Here is a 25,452-nt window from a genome sequence, read left to right on the forward strand (position 1 = left end):
GGCTGGCGGCTGTTCGTCGCTGGCAGGCGGCGGCACGACTTTCGCCGCCTCCGACGAGAACGCCGGATTCTGGCCGAGCAGCACGGCAAGCCCGAGCCCGCACGCCGCCAGCAATCCCTTGGCCCAACGAATGGCAGCTGCTTGCCGCCTGGTTTTGCTTGATAAGTTATCCATGACATCCATCCTCTTCGATATGATCGTTTTTTTGCAGCGCTGACGGTTAGTCGGCAGAGCCCGAATTTCCTTACGGGGGGGATGGATTTATCTCTGCAGATTTCGCAGTTCCAGCATACACCCTGGCTGGAATGCCGGCTCGATGTTGCTTTGCCAATTCGTCCGTGGCAACATGCTGCGACGTATTTTGCGTCTTCGGTTGTCGTCTGAAAGAGAGCGTATGACAGTATTGATGTTGAGGCCGCCTGTCGCCGCGGATTATGCCGCCGTCGCAACCTGGATCCCCGATGCCGCGGCATGCCTGCGCTGGGCCGGCCCGAAGCTGGCGTATCCGTTTGACGCCGGCGCATTGCCGCAATTGCTGGCGGTAGAGCATGGCGCCAGTTACGCACTGTGCTACGCCCACGACGCTCTACTCGGGTTCGGCCAGTACCGCTTGCGTCAGCCCGGAACGGCGCACTTGTGCCGTATCATCGGTGCTCCCGAGGCGCGCGGCCAAGGCAAGGGCAAGGCGTTATGCCGCTTGCTGATCGACGAGGCAAGCCGCGCGACCGCGGCGGATGCTGTGACACTGCGTGTTTATCGCGACAACCGTGCCGCTTATGCCCTATATCTGGAGCTGGGGTTTGTCCCGACCGACGAGGAAGCGGACGCCGAAGCGCTCATGATGAAACTGACGCTCAAGGCCTGACCGCCGCCGGTGGCAGCGGCGCGCGCAGGAAGGCCGCCCGGAGCCAGGCGTTCACCGGTTCCGAATAGAAGCGGGGCAGGTTGACGTCGGCAAGGCGGCCATAGCGTTTGATGGCAGTCGAGGTGATCAGGTAGCCGGAGATCGCAAAAAACATCGTCACCCCATAGTTGCCGTTGACCGCAACCGCCTTGATGGCGTCCTTGGAAAACAGCAAGGCCAGCGGGCTGTCGGTAAGCGCGTAGGACAGGTGATAGTGGAGGATCAGGACCAGGCTCTGATGGCAATTCCTCTGAGCAGATCTATCCTGAAGTTGCGCGAGTCATCAAAAGCCATTGGGGGTTTCATTTTCCAGGACGATAGGAACTGCGGAGCCGGCAAGCATCATAAACTTAAATCGCGACGGCAGGCGACGGCAGCAAATGCAATTGCGCGTACTGCAGCAGCATGATGGTCTTGCCATCGGCGATTTCACCACTGCCGATCATCTGCAGCGCCTGCTCCAGCGGCAGTTCCAGTACCTGGATATCTTCACCTTCCGCATGCAGGCCGCCGCCATCGCTGATGCGCGAGCCGGGATCATATTCGGCGACGAAAAAATACAGTTTTTCGGTGACCGAACCCGGGCTCATGAAGGCTTCGAATATCTTGCGCACTTCCGTCACCCGGTAACCGGTCTCTTCCTCGGCTTCTGCCTTGATCCGCTCTTCGGGGCTGGCCTGGTCCAGCAGGCCGGCCGCGGTTTCGATCAGGAAGCCGTCATGGCCGTTGCCGTAGGTGGGGAAGCGGAACTGGCGGATCAGGATCACGCTGCGCCGTTCGCGGTTGTACAGCAGGATGGTGGCGCCGTTGCCGCGGTCGTAGGTTTCGCGCGTCAGGGTCTGCCAGCTGCCGTCGCTGCGGCGGTAATCGAAGGTGGTTTTCTGCAGCAGGTACCAGTCGTTCGACAATACTTCGACGTTGCGGATCTTGACTCTCTCATCTTGCATGGTAGTTCTCCTGTTGGTACGGCAATGAGCTTGCGTTCAAGGAATTTATCATGCAATATCGTTAAATATCAAGAAAAAACGTGCAAAACAATGGGCGAAAAATCATGCTGACCCTGCAACGCAAACAACATTTGCTGGAAATCCTGGAGCGGGATGGACAGATTGTCGCCAAATCCCTGAGCGTGCAGCTGGGGTTATCGGAAGACACAATCCGGCGCGACCTGCGCCAGCTGGCGCAAGAGGGACTGCTGCAGCGGGTCCACGGCGGCGCCTTGCCGGCATCCGCGGCGATGGCTCCTTTCGTTGAGCGGCAGCAGATTTCAAGCGACGCCAAATCCGCCATCGGCCGCGCCGCAGCCGCCATGATCCAGCCGGGGCAGGTGGTGTTCATCGACGGCGGCACCACCGCGGTGCAACTGGCGCGGCAGCTGCCGCCGGCGTTGCGGGCGACGGTGGTGACGCATAGCCCGTCGATCGCGCTGGAGCTGGTGACGCATCCCCACATCGAGGTCATCATGATCGGCGGCCGCTTGTTCAAGCATTCGATCGTCGGTGTGGGAGCAGAGGCGATCGAGGCCATCGGGCGGATTCGCGCCGACCTGTATTTCATGGGTGTGTGCAGCTTGCATCCCGAGGCTGGCATCAGCACTGGCGATTACGAAGAAGCGTGTGTCAAGCGCGCGCTGTGCAATGCGGCGGTGAAGACGGTGGTGCTGGCGTCGCCGGAAAAGCTGGATACGGCGTCGCCTTACCAGATAGCGCCTTTTCCCCAGGTCTGCGGAATCGTGGTCAATGCCGGAGTGGCGGAAGCCTTGATTGCCCCGTATCGGGAAATGGGGATAACCGTCACCCTGGCATAATCGAAGCTATGCAATACACCGATCTTCCAGATTTCATTCATGAGCTTGTTGCCCTGCGTCCGCTGAGTCGGGCAGACGCAGCCGCGTGGTACGCCTATCTGACCCTGCCGCACGTGCTGGACCATACCAGCTGGGATTTACGCTCGATGGATGAGTTGATGCAGAAATTCGATGCTTTGGATTCACCGGACCCGGCTTCAGAAATCCGCCTGGCGATTGTCCTGCGCGATTCTGGCGCGCTGGTCGGCACTATCGGTTTTCACAGCGTGTCGCCGTTGCACAAGACTGCAGAGATCGCTTATGAGCTTGCGCCGGCTGTCTGGGGCAAGGGCATCGCGTCGGTGGCGTGCAATGCCGTGGTAGAGTGGGGTTTCTCGCGTTTTGGTGCGGTCCGGATCCAGGCTACCGTGCTCGATTCGAATACGCGTTCCGCCAGGGTATTGGAAAAATGCGGTTTTCAATGCGAAGGTTTGCTACGCAATTTCCGCATGGTGCGCGGCCAGCCGCGCGATTTCTGGATTTACTCCCGCCTCAATCCGCATTCCGCGGCTGCAGAAACCTAGACAGCGTCAGTCGTACTCGCCCGAGTCGTCAGCGAGAACTGCCGCGGCATTGTCTCCCAACAGGTAGCGCGGTCCTGTGCCGCGCCGTTTTGCTGCGTCGTCGGGATTGTATAGCGCACATTTTTTCAGCGACAGGCAGCCGCAGCCGATACACGAAGTCAGCTGGTCGCGCAGCGCTGTCAGCGTATCTATACGCTGCTGCAGAAGCGGGTGCCAGGAACGCGAGAGCCGTTCCCAATCCTGTTTGGTCGGCGTGCGTTTCTGCGGCAATGTCGACAAGGCCGCCTTGATTTCTTCGAGGCTGAGGCCAACTGTCTGCGCCACGCGGATGAAGGCGACCCGGCGCAATACGTCCCGCGAGAACTGGCGCTGCCGTCCGCTTTCGCGTTTGCTGCTTAACAATCCCTGTTCTTCATAGAAGCGCAAGGCGCTGGCGGCCACGCCGGAGCGTTTTGCCAGTTCGCCGATGGTGATCAATATCTCGCTCATGCGGTTTCCCTGAAAGTTATTGAATTCAAGTTTACTTGAACTTTATGATGGCCGTGCATGGTGGTTTCGGTTATTTTCCGAGCACTCATCCAGTGCTAGAGAATATCCATGCTAGATTCTCGGTTCGGTGTATGAGTTCATGGAGGGTACCTGTTGCCAAACATGACGCAGTATCCTCATTCGCAATTAGGTAGTTGAGCGCGACGGCCCAACACTGTTTCATCCCAAGCTCGGATCCATAGTAATGATTGCCGCCATCCAAATTGTCGAGCCTCAAGATATTCCAGAACTGCGCAGTTTCATGGAACGCGTCATGCTCTCTGAGCGCGTATTCGACGATCTCAGCCTGCAAGCCGAACTTGTCCATAACGTGAATCAAAATCTTGACTGGTGGTCGACGAACAGCGATAAATGCTGTCATCTCAAATTCATCCGGGACGGACAGATTGCCGGAGTAGTGCTGGTGAAAAATTTCTGGAATCTGTGCAGTTTGTTCGTGGCGCCCGAATTGCATCGGCAGGGTATCGGCCGGGAGCTTGTTGTTACGGCCATTCAGCATTGCCGCAATTTTACTGACCGGTCGTCGATTCGACTCAATGCCGCGCCCAACGCAGTCGTTTTCTATGAAGCAATCGGCTTCTTGCCGGCAAGCAGCACCAGGATCCTTCCGCCTGGATTTAAACCCATGGAATTTCGTCTATGAAGCACGATGTGTCTTAAGAGGAGCCGATGAGACGGAGATCGAGCCATTCACATTTATTTCTTTGATTGAGAAAAAAGGGAGAGGATAAATTGAGCGAAAAAACTACCTCAGTGAATGCCGAAGGCATGTTCGAGCCGTTCCATGTCAGCGGTGTGCCGTGGGAAGAGGCTTCACATGGTGAGCGCTTTGGCATGCGCTTCCAGCACCTGAGTTCATTCGGCGGCGGTTCGCAGCTGAGCGTTTCGATGGAGGTGCTGGCGCCGGGCAAGCAGGCCAACCAGTCGCATTACCATCTGCTGGAAGAGGAACACCTGTTCATCCTCGAAGGCAGTCTCACCTTGCAGCTTGGCGCCCAAAGCTACGAACTGTCGCCCGGGCACTATGCCTGTTTTCCGGCGGGGCAGAAAGTCGGCCATTGCCTGGTCAACCAGACATCCGCGCCATGCCGCTACCTGGTGCTGGGCAATCCGCAGCGCAACGACGTGGCGGTGTTTCCGGAAACGGGGCGGGTGAGCGTGAAACTGACCGGGGAAAGCTATCGCCAGTCAGCCGTGATGGAATACTGGGATGGCGTCGATGTCAGCCAGCCGGTGCGGGCGCCCGACGCTGGCTGAAACCTGCAATATCTTCAGAGCCGGGCTGCCGATTTAACCTAGCATTTGGCAAAGAACATTTTTGTCTTGGCGTCCTTGCGTTCCCTGTCTATCCATTCCTTGGTCTGGACCGGGCTTTGCTGCGCGCCAGTATGTCCGGCGCGGGCGATGCGTTCGTCGTCCATCCGGTCGAGTTCGCTGACACGGTCTTGCAGGCGCCGGCATTCTTCGCTGGCTTGCGGTTTTGCCGTATCCAGCGATGCGCGCGGGCCGGCTTCCTGCGCCTGGGCGAGAGCAAGGCTGGCCGCCGCCAGCAATATGGCAGCGGCCAGGGTTTTGTGGAATGTCATGGTCGTCATTAAATTGATGTTCCTTTGAATCGAGGCGCCGGCGCTGGCCTTTGCCTGTTGTTATGCAGCGCCGCGATTAGCGGTGATGGCGATCGTTGTCGCGGCCGTCGTAGCCACGGCGGCCGTCGCCACGGTGGTCGTTGCCGCGGTGATGGTCGCGCCTGCCGTCATATCCGCCGCGATGATCGCCGCGCTGCCAGCCGCCACGCCGCAGTTCCCAGCCGTTCCGTCCCTGGCGCCATTCCGGCCGGTTATACATATAACCATTGCGCGACCTTTCCCAGTGCCCGCCGGCCCAGACATGGCGGCGGCCATCCCAGTTCCAGTATCCGGGCGCCCACATATAGCCAACGCGCGGCGGCGGCAGCACTTCGTATCTTGGCGGCGGTGGCGGCGTGCCGATGATGATGTTGACGCCGACTTGCGCCATGGCCTGGGTCGGCATTAGGGCGGCGGCGCTGACGGCGGCGAGGGCAACTGCGCAGAGCAAACGTTTCATGGATTTTTCTAGTGTGGTTGGATTGCGCTAACTATACCTGCGAATGTTAACCGGCCAAGCAGTGATGCAATTAATTACATTCATTTATAACTGGCATCCAGATACGGTTTCACTTATAGTTATGTATGTGTGCATACATACATCAAGGAGTTTGCCAACATGCAGGATTTCCGCGGACAGATGATCTTGAAAGCTATCCAGCTTTTGCCGACGCATGGTTACGCCGGCATCACACTGATGCATGTCGCCCGCGCCTGCAACGCCCCCAGGGGATCGCTTTATCATTATTTCCCGGGAGGGAAGGATGACTTGATGGCGGCAGTGCTGGAGGCGGCCAAGGAATACAGCCTGGGCACTTTCATCACTTCCTGCTCGCGCGCGCCGGAACTGCAGGCCTACATCGCCGACATGGGCAAGGCCTTGTCGACCGCGCTCAGCAAATCCGGTTTCGAACTCGGCTGCCCGGTGGCGGCGATTGCGATGTCGACTGAAAAGACCCATGTCCTGAATCAAAGATGCAAGGCCATTTATGCCGATTGGCGCCTGGCGCTGCAAGCTAGGCTGCAGGCTTACGGCTTGCCGTCCCGTGAGGCCGCGGTGATGGGCCTGAACATCCTGAATACCTTCCAGGGAGCGCTGCTGCATGCCCGCATGGCGGGTTCCTGCGAGCCGATCGAGCAGGCTGCGCTGCTGCTGCAGCGGGATATCCGGCAGCGCAGCCATTAATCCGACAATCGACACCTACCGGAGCAATCAATATGAACCTGTTTCTGCGCCTTTTTTATGTGTTGCTCTCGTCTTTCTTCCGTCCGCGGCTGGTCGTCGGCAAGACCGTCAGCGAAATCAGCATGCTGACCATGCCCAACGATCTCGACATCAACCTGCACGTCAACAACGGCCGTTATCTCACCTTATGCGACCTGAGCCGGGTTGACGTATTTATCCGCACCGGGCTGGCGCGGGTCATGATCAAGCAGGGCTGGATGCCGATCATCGCCGAGCACACGATGACTTACCGCAAATCGCTGGGCATGTTCAAGAAATTCAAGGCGACGCTGGAAATCACGCACTGGGATGAAAAGTATTTTTTCATGACACACCGCTTTTCCGTGAATGGCACGATCATTGCCGACGGTACTTCCAAAGGCGTGGTGAAAGGCAAACAAGGCGTGGTTCCGCCTGATGCGGTGATCGCTGCGGTGCTGGCTGCAAATGGCGGCGCCGTGCTTCGATGAAATCTGGCGGCAAGTGGTAAAGTTTCTCCTTGCCGAATATCCACAAACGATCTCATGCTGCAGACTTCCATCGATCACCTGGTCATTACTGCGACGTCGCTGGCGCACGGCGTGGAATACGTGCGGCGGGAGCTGGGCGTACTGCTCGAAGCCGGTGGCGAACATCCGCGCATGGGAACCCACAACTGCCTGCTGAAACTCGGCGACGAAATTTTCCTCGAAGTGATTGCGGTAAATCCGGACACCCCGCGACCTGACCGGCCGCGCTGGTTCCAGCTCGACGAACTGGCCGCTGATTGTCCGCCGCGGCTGGCGACATGGCTGGCGCGGACCAATGATATCCATGCTGCAATCGCAGCCTCGCCGGTCGATGCCGGCGTGATCGAGCCCATGACACGCGGCCAGCTGAACTGGCTGATCAGCATTGCCGCGGATGGCAAACTGCCTCTGCAGGGCATTGCACCGTCGTTCATCGAATGGCAGGCCGCAACCCATCCGGCCCGCAAACTGCAGGACCTGGGTTGCTCGCTGCTTCGCCTGGAAGCGTTCCATGCCGAAGCCGAGCAGGTGAACCGCATGCTGGCATGCGTTGGTTTTCAAGGCGCATTTTCGGCGACGACTATCGCCGCAGGCGAACAGCCCTACCTGGTCGCGCATATCCAGACCCCGGCCGGGCCGCGCCAACTTGGCGGGCCGGCCGGTTACGTCGCCAAATAACTCTCTTCTCCAACTGAGTCATCAGCCAGCCGTCATGACGGCTGCCGCGCGTGCGTCGCGTCTGGCGAGAATTCCTGCTTGTCAGGATTTTGTCAGCTTTCCTTCAGGTTACTGACAGGATCGTCCGGTAGCCTGTGCGGGTCCCGGTTTGCCGGGGCTGTACCTACCTTCGGAGCTGCGGCGGACGGCATGTGTCGCCGCACGCAAGATCCCTGCGCCGCTCTTCAGCCGCGCTGACCCAAACCGGTGCCGCCGGCGATGTCCGGCAACTGTTCCGGTTGAAAAAAAACGGCATTCCGCCCTCCGCACAGCGATCTGGCCAGGGGCTGACGTGAACCACAATCTCTTAACACGAGCACGATCATGAACAAGAATATTTTCCGACGAAAACCCCTGATGACCCTCGCCGTCGTCATCCTGATTGCCGGCAGGCTTGCCTTCGTCGTATTCGACAGCAAGGCGTCAGCCCGCGCTGCTGACACCGAATCGGCCGTGAACTTCATCAGGCAAGGCGAGCGCATCGCCATTCCAGAACATTCGCCGTTGCGGCAGCGCCTTGCGGTGCAGGCGGTAGCGGCGCTGGATGCGGCGCACGTGCTGGAGCTGCCGGCGCAAGTGGAAGCGGATCCTGCCCGCACCATCAATATCCTGCCGCCGGTGGCCGGCAAGGTGCTGGAATTGAAGGTGGGCCTTGGCGACCGCGTGCGCAAGGGCCAACTGCTGCTGGTGATGGCTTCTGGCGATTTCGCCCAGGCTAGCGCCGAACTGCAAAAAAACCGCGACGCCCTGCAGCTGGCCAAGCGCACGCTGGAGCGGCAACGCGGCGTGCAGCAGGCCGGCGCCGGCGCCGCCAAAGACCTGGAGCAGGCGGAAAGCGCTTATGTCCAGGCCCAGGCTGAATTCGCCAGCGCCGATACGCGTCTCAAGTCGATCAGCGCCGCCGGCAGCAGCGGCCAGCGCCTGAACCTGGTCGCGCCGGATGCCGGCAGCATCACTGAACTGGCGATCGGCGCCGGGCAATCGGCCAACGATACGAATGCAGTCCTGATGACGATCTCCAACCTGGAAAACGTCTGGATCACCGCCAACGTGCCGGAAAACATGCTGTCGTCGATCAGGAAAGGGCAGGCGGCCAGCATCAGCCTGCCGGCTCATCCCGGCGAGCGGTTCCAGGGCAAAGTGTCGTTCATCAGCGACGTGCTGCAGGCCGATACGCGTCGGGCGCTGGTGCGCATCAGCATGGCCAATGCCGATGGCAGGTTCAAGCCGAACATGTTTGCCAACGTTTCTTTTGCTGTAGCCCAGGCAGTAGCGCCGGCAGTACCGCCGTCGGCGCTGCTGATGAATAACGAAAACACGACCGTGTTCGTCGAAGTCGCACCCTGGACATTCGTCCGCCGCACCATAGAAACCGGCAACCAGGAAGACGGCAACATACGCATCCAGAGCGGATTGCAGGCCGGCGAACGGGTTGTGACCAAGGGCGGAGTGCTGCTCAATGATTAACAATATCGTTCGTTACTGCCTGCAGAAGCGCTATGCCGTGATCCTGGTGACCTTGATGGTGACGCTGTTCGGCTACTACTCATGGACCCGGATGGCGGTTGAGGCTTATCCCGAGCTGTCCGATGTCACTGCCCAGGTGACGACCCAGGCGCCCGGCCTGGCTGCCGAGGAAATCGAACAGCAGATCACCATCCCGCTGGAGCGCGAACTGAGCGGTACGCCCGGCCTGGTGCACATGCGTTCGTCCAGCACTTTCGGCTTGTCGCTGATTACCCTGACATTCAAGGACGGCGCCGAAGATTACTGGCAGCGCCAGCGCGTCAGCGAGCGCATGGCGCAGGCGAAACTGCCGACCGGCATCGCGCCCGGCCTGGATTCGGTGACCAGCCCCGCCGGCGAGATCTATCGCTATACGCTGGAATCCGACAGCAAGAACCTGATGGAGCTGTCCGAAATCCAGCGCTGGATCGTGATCCCTGAGCTGCAGCAGGTGCCGGGCATCGCCGAAGTCGGCAACTTCGGCGGCCTGACCATGGAGTACCAGCTGGAAGTCGACCAGAAGCAGCTGGAGCGCTATGGTGTTTCGTTGTCCGATGTGACGACCGCCATCAACGACAACAACGCCAACGCCGGCGGCAGCCGCATCACGCGCGGCGAACAGAGTTACGTGGTGCGCGGCATCGGCCTGATGCGCAGCCTGACCGACCTTGGCAATGTGGTGGTCAAGCAGACCGGCGGCGTACCGGTGCTGGTGCGCGACCTGGGCAAGCTGCAGTACAGCCACCAGGAAAGGCAGGGCATCCTCGGCAAGGACAATAATCCCGACACCATCCAGGGTGTGGTCAAGCTGCTGAAGTATGAAAACGCCTCGGAGGTCATCAAGGGTGTGCACGCCAAGGTAGATCAGCTGCAAACGCGGCTGGCGGCGATGGATGTCAAGCTGGTGCCGTATATCGACCGCGACGACCTGATCCAGATGACCATCCACAAGGTCGGGCGTACTGTCATGGAAGGTATCGGCCTGGTGTGCATCGTGCTGATCCTGTTCCTTGGTAGCCCGCGCAGCGCGCTGGTGGCCGCGGTCACGATTCCGCTGGCGCTGGTGGCGGTGTTCGTCATGATGTACCTGACCAAGATGCCGGCCAACCTGTTTTCCCTCGGGGCGCTGGATTTCGGCATCATTGTCGACGGCGCGATTGTGGTCACGGAAGCCATATTGCGCCGGCGCGAAGCCCGGCCCGACGCCGAGCTGACCGAGACCGACGTGCGCGACGCCACCACCGAGGTGATCCGCCCGATCTTCTTCGCCACCCTGATCATCATCATTGCCTATCTGCCGTTGTTCGCTTTCGAACGCGCCGAAGGCAAGCTGCTGTCGCCCATGGCTTTCACCGTGGCGTATGCATTGATCGGGGCGCTGTTGTGCAGCATCGTGCTGGTGCCCGGCCTGGCTTACATGGCGTTGCGCAAGCCGCGCCGGATTTTCCACAACAAGCCGCTTGAATGGCTGGGCGCCGCTTACCGGAAAACCCTGGGCCGCCTGTTGGACCATCCGCTGGTTTCCTATGGCATCGGCGCCGCGGCGCTGGCCGGGGTGATCATATTGGGCGCCGCCACCGGCCGCGAGTTCATGCCGAACCTGGACGAGGGCACGCTCTGGCTGCAAGTGCAGATGCCGTCTGGCCTGTCGCTGGAACAGGGCAGCGAGATGGCCAGCGAATTGCGCCGCACCTTGCTGGAGTTTCCCGAGGTGTCTTACGCGGTGACCCAGCTCGGCCGCAGCGATGACGGCACCGATCCCTGGACGCCCTCGCACATGGAAGTGCCGGTCGGCCTGAAACCCTACAGCACTTGGGCCAGCGGCGAAACCAAGGAACAGTTCGTGCGCCGGCTCAACGCGCGCCTGGCGCAACTGCCGGGCCTTTCCATCGGCATCAGCCAGCCGATCAGCGACGGCGTCAACGATGCGGTGGGCGGCGCCCACAGTCCTCTGGTGATCCGCGTGTACGGCGACGATTTCAAGGAGCTGCGCCGCATCGGCAATCAGATCGTCGAGGTGCTGCACGGCGTGCCGGGATCCGCTGACGTAGCGATTTTCCAGGAGCCGCCGGTACCGCAGGTAGCGATCGACATCGATCGCGCCGCCGCTGCGCGCCTGGGCATCAACGTGGCCGATATCGCCGACCTGATCCAGACCGGCATCAGCGGCGCGCCGGTCACCCAGCTGTATGTGGCGGACCGGGTGCATGACGTCACGGTGCGTTTTCCCAAGGGCAGCCGCAACAGCCCGGAGGCGCTGGGCCAGTTGCTGCTGACTGCCGCCGACGGCGCGCGGATTCCCCTGGCGCAGGTGGCGCATATCCGCAGCACCACCGGCGAGAGCACGATCGCCCATGAAAACACGCATCGCCAGCTGACGGTGCGGCTGGACTATGCCGACCGCGACCTGCAATCGTATTACAAGGATGCGCAGGCGCAGGTAGCGCAGAAGGTCCATTTCGATAAAACCGGATACCGGCTCGAATGGGCCGGGCAGTTCGAGAACCAGGAACGGGCGCAATCGCGCCTGGTGCTGGTGTTCGGCCTGGTGCTGGGCCTGATGGCGGTCATCCTGTATGCGGGTTTCGGCAAGCTGCGGCAGGCATTGCTGATCCTGGGCGTGGTGCCGCTGGCGGCGCTGGGAGGCTTGATTGCATTGCGGGTCACCAATGGCACCATCAACGTTGCGACCGGAGTCGGCTTCATCGCGCTGTTTGGCGTCGCGGTGCAGAACGGCATCATCATGGTCTCCAATATCAACCGGGTCCGGCGCCAGGGCCTGGCCTTGCTGGAGGCCGTGCTGGCCGGCGCCAGCGAACGGTTCCGGCCGGTGCTGATGACGGCCACCGTGGCATCGGTAGGCATGCTGCCGGCGGCCCTGGCGACCGGCGTCGGCACCGATGTGCAGCGTGGCCTGGCGACGGTGGTGGTGGGCGGCCTGATCGTCGCCACCATGCTGACCTTGTTCATCCTGCCAGCCTTTTATTACACGCTGGAGAGCTGGATCGAGAAACGCCGCGGCGTAAGCAAAGAACATGACGGCCGCTAAGGCGGACCGGATCAACATTGGCAGGTGAAAAAATGAACACAATAAAATTCAAATTGAAGACGCCGGCGCTGGCAGTGTTATTGGCGCTTGCAGGCTGCGCCGCCGGCCCCGATTTCAGGCAGCCGGATGCGCCGCAGGTGCAGGGCTACACCGGGCAGCCGCTGCCGGAAAAGACTTCTTCCGCAGCTACGCTGGGCGGCGATGCGCAGCGGTTCGTCGCCGGCATGGACATCCCCGCCCAGTGGTGGACGCTGTTCAATTCGCCGGCGCTGAACGCCGTGATCGAGGAGGCCATCAAGGCCAGTCCCGATCTGCAATCGGCGCAAGCCGCCTTGCGCGCGGCGCAGGAAGAGGTATCGGTGCAGCGCGGGGAATATCTGCCCAGCGTCAACGCCAGCCTGGCGCCGACCCGGCAAAAAGAGCGGCCGTCCGGCGGCGAGGCGACGTCGCCGTTCAACCTGCACACCGCCCAGGTCAGCGTGTCTTACACGCTGGATGCGTTCGGCGGCAACCGCCGCCAGGTGGAGGGTTTGCAGGCGCAGGCCGAGCAGCAGAAGTTCTTGCTGGAAGCGGCTTACCTGACGCTGACTTCCAATGTGGTGGATGCGGCGGTGCAGGAGGCCGGATTGCGGGCGCAGATATCCGCCACGCAGCAGGTGCTCAAAGTCCAGGCCGGATTGCTGGAGCTGTTGCAGCGCCAGTATGCCTTGGGCGACATTGCGCAAGCCGACGTCCTGACGCAGCAGGCCGCGCTGGCGCAGACCGAGGCCAGCTTGCCGCCTTTGCAAAAATCGCTGGCGCAGCAGCGCAATCGGCTGACGGCATTGGCGGGGCGTTTCCCGAGCCAGGAACTGGAGCAGAAATTTGACCTGGCCAGCCTCAGCCTGCCGCAGCAGCTGCCGCTGAGCCTGCCGTCCAGCCTGGTGCGGCAGCGGCCCGATGTCCGCGCGGCGGAAGCGCAGCTGCATGCCGCCAGCGCAGCCGTCGGCGTCGCTACCGCCAACATGCTGCCGCAGATAACCCTGAGCGCGAATATCGGCAGCGCCGCTGCGCAAATGGGCGATCTGTTCACCTCCGGCACCGGCCTATGGAGCCTGGTTGGCGGCCTGACGCAACCGTTGTTTGCCGGCGGCGCGCTGCGGCACAAGAAACGCGCCTCGGAAGCTTTGCTGGAACAGGCCGCGGCTGAGTACAAGAGCACGGTGATCCTGGCGTTCCAGAACGTCGCCGACAGCCTGCGCGCCTTGCAGTACGACGCCGATGCGTTGCGGGCGCAGGATGCCGCCGAGCGTGCGGCTGCCCGCAGCCTGGAAATTTCGCGCAAGTCGGTGCAGCTGGGTGAGGCCAGTCCGCAGACCCTGCTGGCGGCGCAAGGAACCTACCAGCAGGCAGTGATCAGCCTGGCGCAGGCGCAGGCGGCGCGCTTTGCCGATACGGCCGCCTTGTTCCAGGCTTTGGGCGGGGGCTGGTGGAATCGCGGCGAGGCCCTGGCTGCGGTCTCCAGATAGAGGGGTTTGGATGAAGCTGTCGTCACAGATCGCTTGTCCGAAAGCACTCGCGACCGATTTCCGCGCCGCTCTCTATGTCATTTCTTAAATATCATCCAATTGACGCTGGCGTCGACGTGACATCCGTAACCTACTCAAGCTCGGCCACGCTGCATCATGCAGCACTTAAGGGAGCCTGATTTGACGGAATGTAATTCATGGGATACAGTTGTCTGTGAAAATTATTCAAACCACACCGGCATTTGATAATTGGTTTGCCTCGCTGCGCGACCGCAGCGTTAAAGTGCGTATCCAGATGCGCATTGATCGTGCCGAGCTGGGTAATTTTGGCGATTGCGCACCGGTCGGAGAGGGTGTCTCCGAGATGCGAATTCATTTTGGCTGCGGCTATCGCGTATATTTTGTACAGCGTGGCGATGAAATGGTGGCATTGCTTGCCGGTGGCGAGAAGTCAACACAATGCAAGGACATCAAGACGGCGTTGAAACTGGCGCGGAAACTTTAGGAGTAACGCATGGGAACGGTCAAATTGCGTCAGTGGGATTCTGCCGAGCATCTGCAAACCATCGCCGATATCGTTGCCTATTTTGATGCATGTCTTGAAGAAGCGGGCGACGATCCTGCCTTCATCGCGCATGCCCTGGGCAACATTGCGCGCGCACGAGGCATGAGTCAGGTAGCGCGGGATACCGGGTTGGCGCGCGAAAGCCTGTATAAGGCGTTGTCTGGCGAGGGCAATCCCGAGTTTGGAACCATTCTGAAAGTCATGAAAGCGCTTGGACTGAGGTTGCACGCGACTGCAGCATAAATCAGGGTTGATCGGCGACAAGCTGATTGCGGGCAACAATAAGGCGGGACTTGGGCATAGGGCGGGCACGGGTTCTTTTTTGGCAAACACGCAACACGATATCTTGCGCACTTGCCATGCCGCACAGATTTTCTGGTATCATCGGAAGCATCCTGTTGCCACCGCTGTTATGACTATCTGCGGTGAATGACTGCAACGAATTCAACATCTGTAAGAGCGAGAAAGGCATCCCGGTTATGACACCGCGAACTACCACCACAATCTGTGAGCGACGCTAGTCGAGGCCTTTTTCTACCTGCATGATGAAAAAAGCGCGGCTGGTCCGCGTTTTTTTTCGTCCGCGTTTTTGTAAAGCACACGTTAATTTCATTCAATCCGGCGTTGTCCCGAGCGACCGCCGATATGGGGCTCAAAATGATAGCAGTCAAACTTCCCGATGGTTCACAGCGTCAATTCGAAGCGCCGCTGACTGTGGCGCAGGTCGCCGCCAGCATCGGCGCCGGCCTGGCCAAGGCGGCGCTGGCCGGCAAGGTCGACGGCAAGCTGGTGGATACTTCTTTCCTGATCGAGCGCGATGTCGAGCTGGCTATCGTCACCGACAAGGATGCCGACGGCCTGGAAGTGATACGCCATTCGACCGCCCATTTGCTGGCGTATGCGGTGAAGGAATTGTTCCCCGATGCGCAGGTGACTATCGGCCCGGTGATCGAAAACGGCTTCTACTACGACTTCGCCTACAAGCGTCCGTTTACTCCGGAAGACTTGCTGGAAATCGAAAAGAAGATGGCCGAGCTGGCCAAGAAGGACGAGCCGGTGACACGCAAGGTGGTGGCGCGCGACGAAGCCATCGCCTATTTCGAATCGATAGGCGAGGCTTACAAGGCTGAGCTGATCGGCTCGATTCCGCAGGACCAGGAAGTCTCGCTGTACACCGAAGGCAAGTTCACCGACCTGTGCCGCGGTCCGCACGTGCCGTCGACCGGCAAGCTGAAGGTATTCAAGCTGATGAAGCTGGCCGGCGCCTACTGGCGCGGCGATGCAAAGAATGAAATGCTGCAGCGTGTGTATGGCACGGCCTGGGCTAAGAAGGACGAACAAGAAGCTTACCTGCACATGCTGGAGGAAGCGGAAAAGCGCGATCACCGCAAGCTGGGACGCGCGCTCGACCTGTTCCATTTCCAGGATGAAGCGCCGGGCCTGATTTTCTGGCATCCGAAGGGCTGGACTATTTGGCAACAAGTTGAGCAGTTCATGCGCCGCGTCTACCAGGACAATGGTTATCAGGAAGTCAAAGCGCCGCAGATCCTGGACCGCTCCCTGTGGGAAAAGACAGGCCACTGGGATAATTACCGCGACAACATGTTTACAACAGAGTCGGAAAACCGCAGCTACGCGCTGAAGCCGATGAACTGTCCAGGCCATATCCAGATTTTCAATTCCGGCCTGCATAGCTACCGCGATCTGCCGCTGCGCTACGGCGAGTTCGGCCAGTGCCACCGCAACGAGCCGTCCGGCGCATTGCACGGCATGATGCGGGTGCGCGGCTTTACCCAGGACGACGGCCATATTTTCTGTACAGAAGAACAAGTGCAGGAAGAAGTGGCGGCCTTCGATAAGGTGGTGCGCCAGGTGTACACTGATTTCGGTTTTACCGAAGTGGCGGTGAAGCTGGCTTTGCGCCCTGAAAAGCGGGTCGGCGCGGACGAAGTCTGGGACAAGGCGGAAAGCGCCTTGCGCGAAGCGATCCGGGCTTCCGGCACGGAATGGGAAGAATTGCCCGGCGAGGGTGCGTTCTACGGCCCGAAAATCGAATATCACCTGAAAGATTCGATCGGCCGTTCCTGGCAGTGCGGCACCATGCAGGTCGACTTTTCGATGCCAGGCCGGCTCGGTTCGGAATATGTCACAGAAGACAACGGTCGCAAGGTGCCGGTCATGCTGCATAGGGCGATTGTCGGTTCGCTCGAGCGTTTTATCGGGATACTGATCGAAAATCACGCTGGTGCGATGCCTTTGTGGCTTGCTCCTGTGCAAGTTGTTGTTTTGAATATCTCCGACGCCCAGTCAGAATATGTTAAAAATGTTGCACAAACGCTGAAAAAACAAGGGTTTAGAGTAGAGACCGATTTGCGTAATGAGAAGATTACCTATAAAATACGGCAGCATTCTTTGCAGAAGCCGCCTTATATACTGGTTGTCGGTGATAAAGAGCGGGATGCAAACACAGTGGCCGTGCGAGCGCGGGGCAATGTCGATCTGGGTGTGATGCCTATCGACGTACTGGTGGAGCGCCTCAAGAACGAGGTTGAAACCAAAGCCTGAACGGGGCAACCCGAAGCGCAAGAGCACGGCTTAATTATTTGATTTTTAAAGGAAACTGCAATAGCTACGGACAAGTCACATCGCATCAACGGCGAAATTACTGCGCCAGAATTGCGCTTATCCGGTGTCGAGAACGAAGCACTCGGTATCGTCAGTCTGGCTGAGGCCTTCCGCTTGGCGGAAGAGGCAAACGTCGATCTGGTGGAAATCGCACCGACCGCGCAGCCGCCAGTAGCCCGTTTGATGGACTACGGCAAGTTCAAGTACCAGGAGCAGAAGAAGGCGCACGAAGCCAAGTTGAAGCAGAAGGTAATCCTGGTCAAGGAAGTCAAATTCCGTCCAGGCACCGATGATGGGGATTACAACATCAAGCTGCGCAATTTGACCCGCTTCCTGGATGAAGACGGCGACAAGGTCAAGATCACGCTGCGTTTCCGCGGCCGTGAAATGGCTCACCAGGACATCGGCGTACGCATGCTGGAACGTCTGAAGCAAGACCTGGAACCGTATGGACAGGTCGAGCAGTGGCCGAAGATGGAAGGGCGCCAGATGATCATGATCATCGGCCCTAAAAAGAAAAAGTAATTCGGTTTTAGGCGATCTGGATGAGCAATCAGCCGGATCGCCCAAAAGCAGCAGACCAGATTCTGCTGCGAAATCCAGTTGTGGCTGTCGTGCAGCTGGGTTTAAACAAGTGAGAGCAGGCATCCAAGCGTAACGTCATGTTGCCACCTGCAATCATGTTAAAAAAGGAGCTGTCCCTAGAGGACAGATAGTGTCATGCCAAAAATGAAGACGAAAAGCGGCGCCAAAAAGCGCTTTCGCGTGCGTCCGGGTGGAACTGTTAAACGCGGTCAAGCGTTCAAACGCCACATCCTGACCAAGAAAACCACCAAAAACAAACGTCAACTGCGCGGTGCCGTCGGAGTCAATGCCGACAATATGGTATCCGTTTCGCGCATGTTGCCGAACGCTTAACCTCATACTAAGGAGTTATTATGCCTAGAGTAAAACGTGGGGTTACAGCTCGTGCCCGTCATAAAAAAATCTTGGTGCAAGCCAAGGGTTACCGCGGTCGTCGCAGTAAAGTCTATCGTGTAGCCAAGCAAGCGGTTATGCGCGCTGGTCAATACGCATACCGTGACCGTCGTAACAAGAAGCGCGTATTCCGTGCATTGTGGATCGCCCGTATCAACGCCGCTTCGCGTGAGCATGGCGTTACATACAGCGTATTCATGAACGGTCTGAAGCGTGCTTCGATCGAACTGGACCGTAAGGTTCTGGCTGATATGGCAGTGATGGACAAGCCAGCGTTTGCTGCGATTGTCAATCAAGTCAAGGCCAACATCGCTGCGTAACTCATTTACGTAACTCATTTACGTAACTTAATGCGTAGTTTTGCCACCGCCGCGTAGTTCCGCGGCTTGGCAATCCCGAGCGGGGCAGAGGTCAACACCTTGTGCCCCGTTTGTGTTTTTAACCGCTGGTTTTTATTTTATCGGCGTATTTCGGCTTCATTGGAGCAGGAAAACTGCATGAACTCCCTAGAACAATTAGTAACGCAAGCCCAGGCTGATTTCACCGCCGCCGCCGATGCCGCCGCGCTGGAAAACGCCAAGGCCAAGTATCTCGGCAAGACCGGCCAGATCACCGAGCAGATGAAGGGGCTGGGCAAGCTGGCGCCGGATGAGCGCAAGGTCCAGGGCGCAGTCATCAACAACGCCAAAGAGCAGATCGAAGCCGCGCTGAATGCGCGCCGTGATGCCTTGGCCAACGCCCAGATGCAAGAGCGCCTGAATGCGGAAGCAATCGATGTCACCTTGCCGGGCCGCGGCCGCGGCGTCGGCGGCATCCACCCGGTGATGCGCTCGTGGCAGCGTATCGAAGAAATTTTCCGTTCCATCGGTTTCGATGTGGCCGACGGTCCCGAGATCGAAACCGACTGGACCAACTTTACCGCATTGAATAGCCCGGAGAACCATCCGGCGCGTTCGATGCAGGACACCTTCTACATCGATGGCAAGGATACTGAAGGCAAGCAGCTGCTGCTGCGCACCCACACCAGCCCGATGCAGGTGCGTTATGCGCGCATGAACAAGCCGCCGATCAAGGTCATCGCGCCGGGCCGTACTTACCGTGTCGACAGCGACGCCACCCACTCGCCGATGTTCCATCAGGTCGAAGGCTTGTGGATCGCCGAAGACATCAGCTTCGCCGACCTCAAGGGCGTGTACCTGAATTTCGTCAAGGCTTTCTTTGAAACCGACGATCTGCAAGTGCGTTTCCGTCCGTCCTATTTTCCGTTCACCGAGCCTTCGGCCGAGATCGACATCGCCTTCGGCAGCGGTCCGCTGAAAGGGCGCTGGCTGGAAGTGTCGGGCGCCGGCCAGGTGCATCCGAACGTGGTGCGCAACATGGGGCTGGATCCGGAACAGTTCATCGGTTTTGCCTTCGGCTCCGGCATCGAGCGCCTGACCATGCTGCGTTATGGCATCAACGATCTGCGCCTGTTCTACGAAGGCGACCTGCGTTTCCTGAAACAATTTAATTAAACTGGCTTTTGAAACGAGCCCATCGCCGAAGGCGCTCGGATTGTCTTGCAACCCTGTTCCAGCAATCCAGCGTTCCTTGCTTCTGTGACTAAAGGTTTTTGAAGGTTTTACCTATGCAATTCTCTGAAAGCTGGCTGCGTTCCATGGTCGATCCGAAGATGACTTCGGACGAATTGTCCCATCTGCTGACCATGTCGGGTCTTGAAGTGGAAGAGGTCGAGCCGGTTGCGCCGCCCTTTACCAATATCGTGGTCGGCCTGGTGGTCGAGACCGCCAAGCATCCGAACGCCGATCGCCTGAATGTCTGCCAGGTCGATGTCGGCACCGGCACCATGCTCAATATCGTGTGCGGCGCGCCGAACGTGCGCCCTGGCTTGAAAGTGCCGTGCGCGATGGTCGGCGCAATCCTGCCGCCGGGTGCGGACGGCAAGCCGTTCGAAATCAAGCTGGGCCAGCTGCGCGGCGTCGAATCGCAGGGCATGTTGTGCTCGGCGCGCGAACTGAAACTGTCGGAAGACCATGGCGGCTTGCTGGAATTGCCGGAAGATGCGCCGGTCGGCAAGAATTTCCGCGATTATTTCGAACTGAACGATCTCAAGTTCACCATCAAGCTGACGCCGAACAAGGCGGACTGCTTGTCGGTGCTGGGTGTGGCGCGCGAAGTGTCGGCCTTGACCGGCACGCCGTTGAAGCAGCCGCTGTTCAAGACTGTCAGCGCCAACATCACTGAAACCTTGCCCGTCAAGATTTCGGCGCCGGACCTGTGCGGCCGTTTCTCCGGCCGCGTGATCCGCGGCCTGAACGCCAAGGCGACTACGCCGCGCTGGATGAAGCAGCGCCTGGAGCGCAGCGGCCAGCGTCCGATCTCGGCCCTGGTCGACATCTCCAACTATGTCATGCTGGAACTGGGACGTCCTACCCACGTGTTCGACCTCGACAAGATCCACGGCGGCCTCGATGTCCGCTGGGGCAAGGCAGGCGAATCGCTCAAGCTGTTGAACGGCAATACAGTCAGTGTCGATGACTGGATCGGCGTGATCGCCGACGACCAGCAGATCGAATCGCTGGCCGGCATCATGGGCGGCGACGCCACTGCAGTGTCGCTGGAAACGCAAAATATTTATCTGGAGGCCGCTTTCTGGTGGCCGCAGGCGATACAGGGCCGCGCCCGCCGTTTCAATTTTTCGACTGACGCCGGCCATCGTTTCGAACGCGGCGTCGATTTCGCCACCACAGTCGAGCACATCGAGCGCATCACCGCCTTGCTGGTCGAGATTTGCGGCACGCCTGAAACCCAGGTCGGTCCGGTCGACGACCAAAGCGTCAACCTGCCGAAGCGCGATCCGGTCAAGGTCCGTACTGCACGTGCGATCAAGGTGATCGGCGTGCCGTTGTCGGACAGCCAGATCGCCGATATCTTCACCCGCCTGGGACTGGGCTTCACCCAGGACAACGGCGTGTTTTCGGTGACGCCGCCGTCGTATCGTTTCGATATCGAGATTGAAGAAGACCTGATCGAGGAAATCGCCCGCGTCTACGGTTTCGAAAATATCCCGGCCTTGCCGCCGGTGGCGCCTAACGCCATGTACATCGCGCCGGAAAACAAGCGTTCGCTGTTCTCGATCCGGCACCAGCTGGCCGACCTGGATTACCAGGAAGTGATCAATTTCAGCTTCGTCGAAGAAGCCTGGGAAGCCGACTTTGCCGGCAACCTGCAACCGATCAAGCTGCTCAATCCGATTGCCAGCCAGATGAGCGCGATGCGTTCGTCGCTGGTCGCCAGCCTGGTGGCCAACGTCAAATACAACCTGAACCGCAAGCTGAACCGGGTCCGCATTTTTGAAACAGGCGCCGTGTATACACGCAACCAGGAAGTCCAGAACGGGCCGCTGGCGGTCGCCGGTTTTGAACAGCCGAAACGGGTCGCAGGCCTGGCTTATGGTCCGCAAGCCGACGAGCAATGGGGACAGGCCAGCCGCACCGTCGATTTCTTCGACGTCAAGGCCGACCTGGAAGCCTTGTTTGCGCCGGCAGCTTTGCGTTTCGCCAAACTGGACCATCCTGCTTTGCATCCGGGCCGTTCGGCGCAGGTGCTGCTGGGCGACGTGGCGGTAGGTTTTATCGGCGAGTTGCATCCGCGTCTGCAGCAGAAATACGAGTTGCCGCTGGCCCCGGTTGTGTTCGAAGTCGACGCCCTGGCGTTGCAGCAACAGCAAGTACCTGCGTATGTCGAGATTTCGAAATTCCCGGCCGTGGTGCGCGATCTCGCGGTGGTGGTCAAACAAGCCGTTTATGCACAGGATTTACTGGACGTTTTTGCTGCTGAGCAGCAAGGAAATCCAGCCTGCCGGATTCTGCAAGCCATTGTTTTATTTGATGAATATCATGGCAAAGGACTGGAAAATGACGAAAAAAGTCTTGCTTTCCGTTTTACCTTGCAAGATACTGAAAACACCCTTCAAGATGACACCGTAGAAGCCGCCATGTCGGCTTTGATCGCTGCTGTCAGCAAGGTGCCAACAGCAAGATTGCGCGCCTGATCTGTAATTGAATGGCTTGATTAAACCCGCAGCAAATGCCGGCGCGCTCGACACACAGCTGCGTCGGCCGCGGCAATCCCAAAAAGACAGGGGCGTAACAACAGAATGAACAATATGCAGACAGTAGAATTTGAATCCGTTCTGGACGCCGATCTGAACCGGGCAATGCGTGAAGCGCAAGCCCGTTCGCAGGCAGAAAAGAATTTGCCGACATTGACCAAGGCGGAACTGGCTGAACTTTTGTTTGAACAGGTTGGCCTCAACAAGCGTGAGGCCAAGGACATGGTTGAAACGTTTTTCGATGAAATCCGGGATGCGCTGGAACGCGGCGAATCCGTGAAATTGTCGGGTTTCGGCAATTTCCAGTTGCGCGACAAACCGCAGCGCCCGGGCCGCAATCCGAAGACCGGGGAAGAAATTCCCATCACTGCGCGCCGCGTGGTCACTTTCCACGCCAGCCAGAAACTCAAGGGCATGGTTGAAGCCGCAAGCCTGCAACCGATCCAGCCTATCCAACAGTTTGCCGCCGCTCTCCCAGCTAATTCATGAACGATCGCATTAGTAAATCCGAGCTTGTCGTATTGCCGCCGATTCCGGCCAAGCGTTATTTCACCATAGGCGAAGTCAGCGACCTGTGCGGCGTCAAGCCGCATGTGCTGCGTTACTGGGAACAGGAATTCACCCAGCTCAAGCCGGTCAAGCGGCGCGGCAACCGCCGCTATTACCAGCACCACGAGGTACTGCTGATTCGCCGCATCCGCGAATTATTGTATGAACACGGTTTCACCATCAGCGGCGCCCGCAACAAGCTCGATGGCCGCTTGGGCGGCGCAGCCGAAGCCGAGCTGGCCGAGGCCCGGCAAAACGAAGTCAATCTGGTCGAAGTGCGGCACGAACTGGAACAGATACTCGATTTGCTGATGCCCAAGGTCGAGCAAGCGGCTGAGTGACTATTGATTGAATATTGAATCAACTAGGGAGAGCAATCTCCCTTTTTTGTATTTGGAATAATTACACTTATGCTCAGCGATCCGCGTTTCCCCAATCTTTTCATCCTCAACCATCCGCTGATCCAGCACAAGCTGACGCATATGCGGAGCAAGGAAACATCCACCCGCACATTCCGCCAGCTGCTGCGTGAAATCACGCTGCTGATGGGTTACGAAATCACGCGCGACCTGCCGCTGACGACGCAGCAGATCGAGACGCCGATGCAGAGCATGCAGGCGCCGGTGATTGCCGGCCGCAAGCTGGCGGTGGTGCCGGTGCTGCGGGCAGGGATAGGCATGAGCGACGGTTTGCTGGACCTGGTGCCGTCGGCGCGGGTCGGGCACATCGGCGTGTATCGCGATCCTGACACGCACCAGCCGGTTGAATACCTGGTGCGCTTGCCGGACCTGGCGGAGCGGATCTTCATCGTATGCGATCCGATGGTGGCAACCGGCAATTCGGCAGTGCATGCCGTCGACGTGCTGAAAAAGCGCGGCGTCAGCGACGAGCAGATCATTTTCCTGGCGCTGGTGGCGGCGCCGGAAGGCGTGCAAGTGTTCCAGGATGCCCATCCCGGCGTCAAGCTGTACGTGGCAAGCCTCGATTCGCACCTGGACGAACATGCCTATATCGTGCCCGGATTGGGCGACGCCGGAGACCGCATTTTCGGCACCAAATAATCCACCGTGGCAGTTAAATAGGGTCAGAGTCGAATTTCCGATTGCTCAGAAATTCGACTCTGACCCTATTTAATGGGCTACCGAGTGTCGCGGATATTAACTACGTCAGCCCAGCAATTTCAACACCTGCTGCGCCACCGCAACCGAAGACGCCGGATTTTGTCCGGTAACCAGATTGCCGTCGGCAACGGCATAGCTCTGCCAATCGGCCAGCTTGCTGTAATTCCCTCCCAGGCGTTTCAATTCAGCTTCCACCAGAAACGGCACGATATCGGTCAATTGCACGGCCGCTTCTTCGCTGTCTGAAAAACCGGTGACTTTCTTGCCTTTCACCAGCGGACTGCCGTCTGCCGCGCGTACGTGGCGCAGCACGCCGGGCGCGTGGCATACCGCCGATACCGGCTTGCCCGCGGCATACATGGTTTCGATCAGTGCAATCGAATCCTTGTCTTCCGCCAGGTCCCACAAGGGGCCATGGCCGCCCGGGTAGAACACGGCGTCGTAAGATGCGGCTTGCACGGTCGACAGCTTGCTGGTCGACGCCAATGCAGCCTGCGCCGCGCCATCTTTGCGAAAACGTTCGGTGGCTTCGGTTTGGGCGTCGGCTTCGTCGCTCTTCGGATCGAGCGGCGGCTGGCCGCCTTTTGGCGACCCCAGGGTAATGTCGGCGCCGGCGTCGAGGAAGGCGTAGTAGGGAGCTGCAAATTCTTCCAGCCAGAAACCGGTTTTCTTGCCGGTGTTGCCGAGCTGGTCGTGGGAGGTAAGCACCATTAATATTTTCATCTGGATTCCTTGTGAGTGTCTGATACGTTATTCGTCGCCGGCGCGTATCACCAGCTTGCCGAAGTTCTTGCCTTCCAGCAGGCCGATAAAGGCTTGCGGCGCATTCTCCAGGCCGTCGACGATATCTTCCCGGAATTTGATTTTGCCGGCGGCGAGCCAGCCGCTCATGTCCTTGAAGAATTCCTGGTAGCGATGGTAATAGTCGAAGATGATGAATCCTTGCATCTTGATGCGGCGTACCAGCAGCTTGCCCATCAATCCCGGCAGATGATCCGGTCCTTCCGGTTTGCCGGCGGCGTTATAGTTGGCGATCAGGCCGCATACCGGCACCCGGGCGTGCAGGTTCAGCAACGGCAGGACGGCGCTGAACACGGCGCCGCCGACGTTTTCGAAATACACATCGATGCCTTTGCTGCAGGCAGCCGCGAGCTGCTGCGGAAAGTCGGCGGCGCGGTGGTCTACGCAGGCGTCGAACCCCAGTTCTTCCACCGCATACTTGCACTTGTCGGCACCGCCGGCGATGCCGACCACGTGGCAACCCTTGATCTTGGCGATCTGCCCAACCACTGACCCGACCGCGCCGGTAGCTGCCGCCACCACCACTGTCTCGCCGGCCTGCGGCTGGCCGATATCCAGCAAGCCCATGTAGGCAGTGAAGCCCGGCATGCCAAGTACACCCAATGCGTAGGATGGCTTGCCGAGTTTTGCATCGAGTTTGGTCAGGCCCTTGCCGTCCGACAGCGCATAGTCCTGCCAGCCGCTGTAGCTGAGGACCAGGTCTCCGGCTTTGTAGTCGGCGTGTTCCGAAGCTTCGA

The 25,452-nt window shown here is 59.2% G+C and carries 28 protein-coding genes and 1 pseudogene; 22 read left to right on the forward strand and 7 right to left on the reverse strand.

Going from position 1 to position 25,452, the window contains the following annotated elements:
* Positions 1–394 precede the first annotated feature (394 nt).
* Positions 395–865, forward strand: coding sequence for a GNAT family N-acetyltransferase (locus JWQ61_RS10035; protein ID WP_304360407.1), 471 nt, complete (start codon positions 395–397; stop codon positions 863–865).
* Between the two features lie 91 nt (positions 866–956).
* Here JWQ61_RS10035 and JWQ61_RS22110 read toward each other — a convergent pair.
* Positions 957–1,198: pseudogene (locus JWQ61_RS22110) on the reverse strand (acyltransferase family protein); the annotation flags it as partial.
* Positions 1,199–1,254: 56 nt separating this feature from the next.
* Entirely contained in the window at positions 1,255–1,851 is a 597-nt protein-coding gene (locus JWQ61_RS10045) for an NUDIX domain-containing protein (RefSeq protein WP_304360409.1), read from the reverse strand.
* Positions 1,852–1,955: 104 nt separating this feature from the next.
* Between JWQ61_RS10045 and JWQ61_RS10050 the strand changes: the two genes are divergently transcribed.
* Together JWQ61_RS10050 and JWQ61_RS10055 are read left to right on the forward strand one after the other, a co-directional pair.
* Entirely contained in the window at positions 1,956–2,711 is a 756-nt protein-coding gene (locus tag JWQ61_RS10050) for a DeoR/GlpR family DNA-binding transcription regulator (protein WP_304360410.1), read from the forward strand.
* An 8-nt stretch (positions 2,712–2,719) separates the two neighbouring features.
* Positions 2,720–3,274 (forward strand): GNAT family N-acetyltransferase, encoded by a 555-nt coding sequence (locus tag JWQ61_RS10055; protein ID WP_304360411.1) that lies wholly within the window; start codon positions 2,720–2,722, stop codon positions 3,272–3,274.
* Positions 3,275–3,280: 6 nt separating this feature from the next.
* On the opposite strand, the gene soxR is transcribed toward JWQ61_RS10055, so the two are convergent.
* Entirely contained in the window at positions 3,281–3,763 is a 483-nt protein-coding gene (gene soxR / locus JWQ61_RS10060) for a redox-sensitive transcriptional activator SoxR (protein WP_304360412.1), read from the reverse strand.
* A 244-nt stretch (positions 3,764–4,007) separates the two neighbouring features.
* On the opposite strand from soxR, the gene JWQ61_RS10065 reads away from it, so the two are divergent.
* Positions 4,008–4,466, forward strand: coding sequence for a GNAT family N-acetyltransferase (locus JWQ61_RS10065; protein WP_304360413.1), 459 nt, complete (start codon positions 4,008–4,010; stop codon positions 4,464–4,466).
* 89 nt (positions 4,467–4,555) lie between these two features.
* Positions 4,556–5,080, forward strand: a complete 525-nt coding sequence (locus tag JWQ61_RS10070; protein WP_304360414.1) for a cupin domain-containing protein — start codon at positions 4,556–4,558, stop codon at positions 5,078–5,080.
* 38 nt (positions 5,081–5,118) lie between these two features.
* Here JWQ61_RS10070 and JWQ61_RS10075 read toward each other — a convergent pair whose 3' ends face one another.
* Positions 5,119–5,409 carry a hypothetical protein gene (locus JWQ61_RS10075; protein WP_304360415.1) on the reverse strand — a complete coding sequence of 97 codons (291 nt, stop codon included), beginning with the start codon at positions 5,407–5,409 and terminating at the stop codon, positions 5,119–5,121.
* 76 nt (positions 5,410–5,485) lie between these two features.
* Positions 5,486–5,908, reverse strand: coding sequence for a hypothetical protein (locus JWQ61_RS10080; RefSeq protein WP_304360416.1), 423 nt, complete (start codon positions 5,906–5,908; stop codon positions 5,486–5,488).
* A gap of 159 nt (positions 5,909–6,067) precedes the next feature.
* Between JWQ61_RS10080 and JWQ61_RS10085 the strand changes: the two genes are divergently transcribed.
* From JWQ61_RS10085 to upp, 17 genes are all read left to right on the forward strand, one after another.
* The gene (locus JWQ61_RS10085; protein ID WP_304360417.1) at positions 6,068–6,634 is read left to right on the forward strand and encodes a TetR/AcrR family transcriptional regulator; all 567 of its coding nucleotides are present in this window, start codon (positions 6,068–6,070) and stop codon (positions 6,632–6,634) included.
* Positions 6,635–6,666: 32 nt separating this feature from the next.
* Positions 6,667–7,143, forward strand: a complete 477-nt coding sequence (locus JWQ61_RS10090) for a thioesterase family protein (RefSeq protein ID WP_120236444.1) — start codon at positions 6,667–6,669, stop codon at positions 7,141–7,143.
* A gap of 54 nt (positions 7,144–7,197) precedes the next feature.
* The gene (locus JWQ61_RS10095; protein ID WP_304360418.1) at positions 7,198–7,860 is read left to right on the forward strand and encodes a VOC family protein; all 663 of its coding nucleotides are present in this window, start codon (positions 7,198–7,200) and stop codon (positions 7,858–7,860) included.
* 363 nt (positions 7,861–8,223) lie between these two features.
* Positions 8,224–9,366, forward strand: coding sequence for an efflux RND transporter periplasmic adaptor subunit (locus tag JWQ61_RS10100; RefSeq protein ID WP_304360419.1), 1,143 nt, complete (start codon positions 8,224–8,226; stop codon positions 9,364–9,366).
* The gene (locus JWQ61_RS10105) at positions 9,359–12,454 is read left to right on the forward strand and encodes an efflux RND transporter permease subunit (RefSeq protein WP_304360420.1); all 3,096 of its coding nucleotides are present in this window, start codon (positions 9,359–9,361) and stop codon (positions 12,452–12,454) included. Before JWQ61_RS10100 ends, JWQ61_RS10105 begins: the two co-directional genes overlap by 8 nt.
* 32 nt (positions 12,455–12,486) lie before the next feature.
* Positions 12,487–13,962 carry an efflux transporter outer membrane subunit gene (locus JWQ61_RS10110; RefSeq protein WP_304360421.1) on the forward strand — a complete coding sequence of 492 codons (1,476 nt, stop codon included), beginning with the start codon at positions 12,487–12,489 and terminating at the stop codon, positions 13,960–13,962.
* A 214-nt stretch (positions 13,963–14,176) separates the two neighbouring features.
* Complete coding sequence (locus JWQ61_RS10115; RefSeq protein WP_304360422.1) at positions 14,177–14,467, forward strand: type II toxin-antitoxin system RelE/ParE family toxin; 291 nt, start codon at positions 14,177–14,179, stop codon at positions 14,465–14,467.
* Between the two features lie 9 nt (positions 14,468–14,476).
* Positions 14,477–14,770, forward strand: coding sequence for an addiction module antidote protein (locus JWQ61_RS10120; protein WP_304360423.1), 294 nt, complete (start codon positions 14,477–14,479; stop codon positions 14,768–14,770).
* A gap of 414 nt (positions 14,771–15,184) precedes the next feature.
* Positions 15,185–17,092 (forward strand): threonine--tRNA ligase, encoded by a 1,908-nt coding sequence (gene thrS, locus JWQ61_RS10125; protein ID WP_304360424.1) that lies wholly within the window; start codon positions 15,185–15,187, stop codon positions 17,090–17,092.
* A gap of 60 nt (positions 17,093–17,152) precedes the next feature.
* Positions 17,153–17,677: a translation initiation factor IF-3 gene (gene infC / locus JWQ61_RS10130; RefSeq protein ID WP_082814671.1), complete on the forward strand. Its 525-nt coding sequence runs from the start codon at positions 17,153–17,155 to the stop codon at positions 17,675–17,677.
* A gap of 195 nt (positions 17,678–17,872) precedes the next feature.
* Complete coding sequence (gene rpmI, locus JWQ61_RS10135; RefSeq protein WP_304360425.1) at positions 17,873–18,070, forward strand: 50S ribosomal protein L35; 198 nt, start codon at positions 17,873–17,875, stop codon at positions 18,068–18,070.
* Positions 18,071–18,090: 20 nt separating this feature from the next.
* On the forward strand, positions 18,091–18,450 hold the full coding sequence (gene rplT / locus JWQ61_RS10140; protein ID WP_014005489.1) for a 50S ribosomal protein L20: 360 nt from the start codon (positions 18,091–18,093) through the stop codon (positions 18,448–18,450).
* Positions 18,451–18,627: 177 nt separating this feature from the next.
* The gene (gene pheS / locus JWQ61_RS10145; protein WP_304360426.1) at positions 18,628–19,644 is read left to right on the forward strand and encodes a phenylalanine--tRNA ligase subunit alpha; all 1,017 of its coding nucleotides are present in this window, start codon (positions 18,628–18,630) and stop codon (positions 19,642–19,644) included.
* Between the two features lie 113 nt (positions 19,645–19,757).
* Positions 19,758–22,184, forward strand: a complete 2,427-nt coding sequence (pheT, locus tag JWQ61_RS10150; RefSeq protein ID WP_304360427.1) for a phenylalanine--tRNA ligase subunit beta — start codon at positions 19,758–19,760, stop codon at positions 22,182–22,184.
* A gap of 105 nt (positions 22,185–22,289) precedes the next feature.
* On the forward strand, positions 22,290–22,733 hold the full coding sequence (locus tag JWQ61_RS10155) for an integration host factor subunit alpha (RefSeq protein WP_014005494.1): 444 nt from the start codon (positions 22,290–22,292) through the stop codon (positions 22,731–22,733).
* On the forward strand, positions 22,730–23,134 hold the full coding sequence (locus JWQ61_RS10160) for a MerR family transcriptional regulator (RefSeq protein ID WP_304360428.1): 405 nt from the start codon (positions 22,730–22,732) through the stop codon (positions 23,132–23,134). Before JWQ61_RS10155 ends, JWQ61_RS10160 begins: the two co-directional genes overlap by 4 nt.
* Before the next feature lie 69 nt (positions 23,135–23,203).
* Positions 23,204–23,854, forward strand: coding sequence for a uracil phosphoribosyltransferase (upp, locus tag JWQ61_RS10165; RefSeq protein WP_120236437.1), 651 nt, complete (start codon positions 23,204–23,206; stop codon positions 23,852–23,854).
* A 105-nt stretch (positions 23,855–23,959) separates the two neighbouring features.
* Here upp and JWQ61_RS10170 read toward each other — a convergent pair whose 3' ends face one another.
* Both JWQ61_RS10170 and JWQ61_RS10175 read right to left on the reverse strand, forming a co-directional pair.
* On the reverse strand, positions 23,960–24,637 hold the full coding sequence (locus JWQ61_RS10170) for a type 1 glutamine amidotransferase domain-containing protein (protein WP_304360429.1): 678 nt from the start codon (positions 24,635–24,637) through the stop codon (positions 23,960–23,962).
* A 27-nt stretch (positions 24,638–24,664) separates the two neighbouring features.
* On the reverse strand, positions 24,665–25,452 hold a 788-nt coding region (locus JWQ61_RS10175; RefSeq protein WP_304360430.1), incomplete at its 5' end, for an NADP-dependent oxidoreductase.

Source organism: Collimonas fungivorans (genome assembly GCF_028292705.1).
In the GTDB taxonomy this organism is placed as follows: Bacteria; Pseudomonadota; Gammaproteobacteria; order Burkholderiales; family Burkholderiaceae_D; genus Collimonas; species Collimonas fungivorans_B.

Bases quoted from the DNA above. Each gene is read 5' to 3' on its own strand.
- JWQ61_RS10035 (WP_304360407.1), top strand. From the start codon at position 395: ATGACAGTATTGATGTTGAGGCCGCCTGTCGCCGCGGATTATGCCGCC.
- JWQ61_RS10045 (WP_304360409.1), bottom strand. From the start codon at position 1,851: ATGCAAGATGAGAGAGTCAAGATCCGCAACGTCGAAGTATTGTCGAAC.
- JWQ61_RS10050 (WP_304360410.1), top strand. From the start codon at position 1,956: ATGCTGACCCTGCAACGCAAACAACATTTGCTGGAAATCCTGGAGCGG.
- JWQ61_RS10055 (WP_304360411.1), top strand. From the start codon at position 2,720: ATGCAATACACCGATCTTCCAGATTTCATTCATGAGCTTGTTGCCCTG.
- soxR (WP_304360412.1), bottom strand. From the start codon at position 3,763: ATGAGCGAGATATTGATCACCATCGGCGAACTGGCAAAACGCTCCGGC.
- JWQ61_RS10065 (WP_304360413.1), top strand. From the start codon at position 4,008: ATGATTGCCGCCATCCAAATTGTCGAGCCTCAAGATATTCCAGAACTG.
- JWQ61_RS10075 (WP_304360415.1), bottom strand. From the start codon at position 5,409: ATGACATTCCACAAAACCCTGGCCGCTGCCATATTGCTGGCGGCGGCC.
- JWQ61_RS10080 (WP_304360416.1), bottom strand. From the start codon at position 5,908: ATGAAACGTTTGCTCTGCGCAGTTGCCCTCGCCGCCGTCAGCGCCGCC.
- JWQ61_RS10085 (WP_304360417.1), top strand. From the start codon at position 6,068: ATGCAGGATTTCCGCGGACAGATGATCTTGAAAGCTATCCAGCTTTTG.
- JWQ61_RS10090 (WP_120236444.1), top strand. From the start codon at position 6,667: ATGAACCTGTTTCTGCGCCTTTTTTATGTGTTGCTCTCGTCTTTCTTC.
- JWQ61_RS10095 (WP_304360418.1), top strand. From the start codon at position 7,198: ATGCTGCAGACTTCCATCGATCACCTGGTCATTACTGCGACGTCGCTG.
- JWQ61_RS10100 (WP_304360419.1), top strand. From the start codon at position 8,224: ATGAACAAGAATATTTTCCGACGAAAACCCCTGATGACCCTCGCCGTC.
- JWQ61_RS10105 (WP_304360420.1), top strand. From the start codon at position 9,359: ATGATTAACAATATCGTTCGTTACTGCCTGCAGAAGCGCTATGCCGTG.
- JWQ61_RS10110 (WP_304360421.1), top strand. From the start codon at position 12,487: ATGAACACAATAAAATTCAAATTGAAGACGCCGGCGCTGGCAGTGTTA.
- JWQ61_RS10120 (WP_304360423.1), top strand. From the start codon at position 14,477: ATGGGAACGGTCAAATTGCGTCAGTGGGATTCTGCCGAGCATCTGCAA.
- thrS (WP_304360424.1), top strand. From the start codon at position 15,185: ATGATAGCAGTCAAACTTCCCGATGGTTCACAGCGTCAATTCGAAGCG.
- rpmI (WP_304360425.1), top strand. From the start codon at position 17,873: ATGCCAAAAATGAAGACGAAAAGCGGCGCCAAAAAGCGCTTTCGCGTG.
- rplT (WP_014005489.1), top strand. From the start codon at position 18,091: ATGCCTAGAGTAAAACGTGGGGTTACAGCTCGTGCCCGTCATAAAAAA.
- pheS (WP_304360426.1), top strand. From the start codon at position 18,628: ATGAACTCCCTAGAACAATTAGTAACGCAAGCCCAGGCTGATTTCACC.
- pheT (WP_304360427.1), top strand. From the start codon at position 19,758: ATGCAATTCTCTGAAAGCTGGCTGCGTTCCATGGTCGATCCGAAGATG.
- JWQ61_RS10155 (WP_014005494.1), top strand. From the start codon at position 22,290: ATGAACAATATGCAGACAGTAGAATTTGAATCCGTTCTGGACGCCGAT.
- JWQ61_RS10160 (WP_304360428.1), top strand. From the start codon at position 22,730: ATGAACGATCGCATTAGTAAATCCGAGCTTGTCGTATTGCCGCCGATT.
- upp (WP_120236437.1), top strand. From the start codon at position 23,204: ATGCTCAGCGATCCGCGTTTCCCCAATCTTTTCATCCTCAACCATCCG.
- JWQ61_RS10170 (WP_304360429.1), bottom strand. From the start codon at position 24,637: ATGAAAATATTAATGGTGCTTACCTCCCACGACCAGCTCGGCAACACC.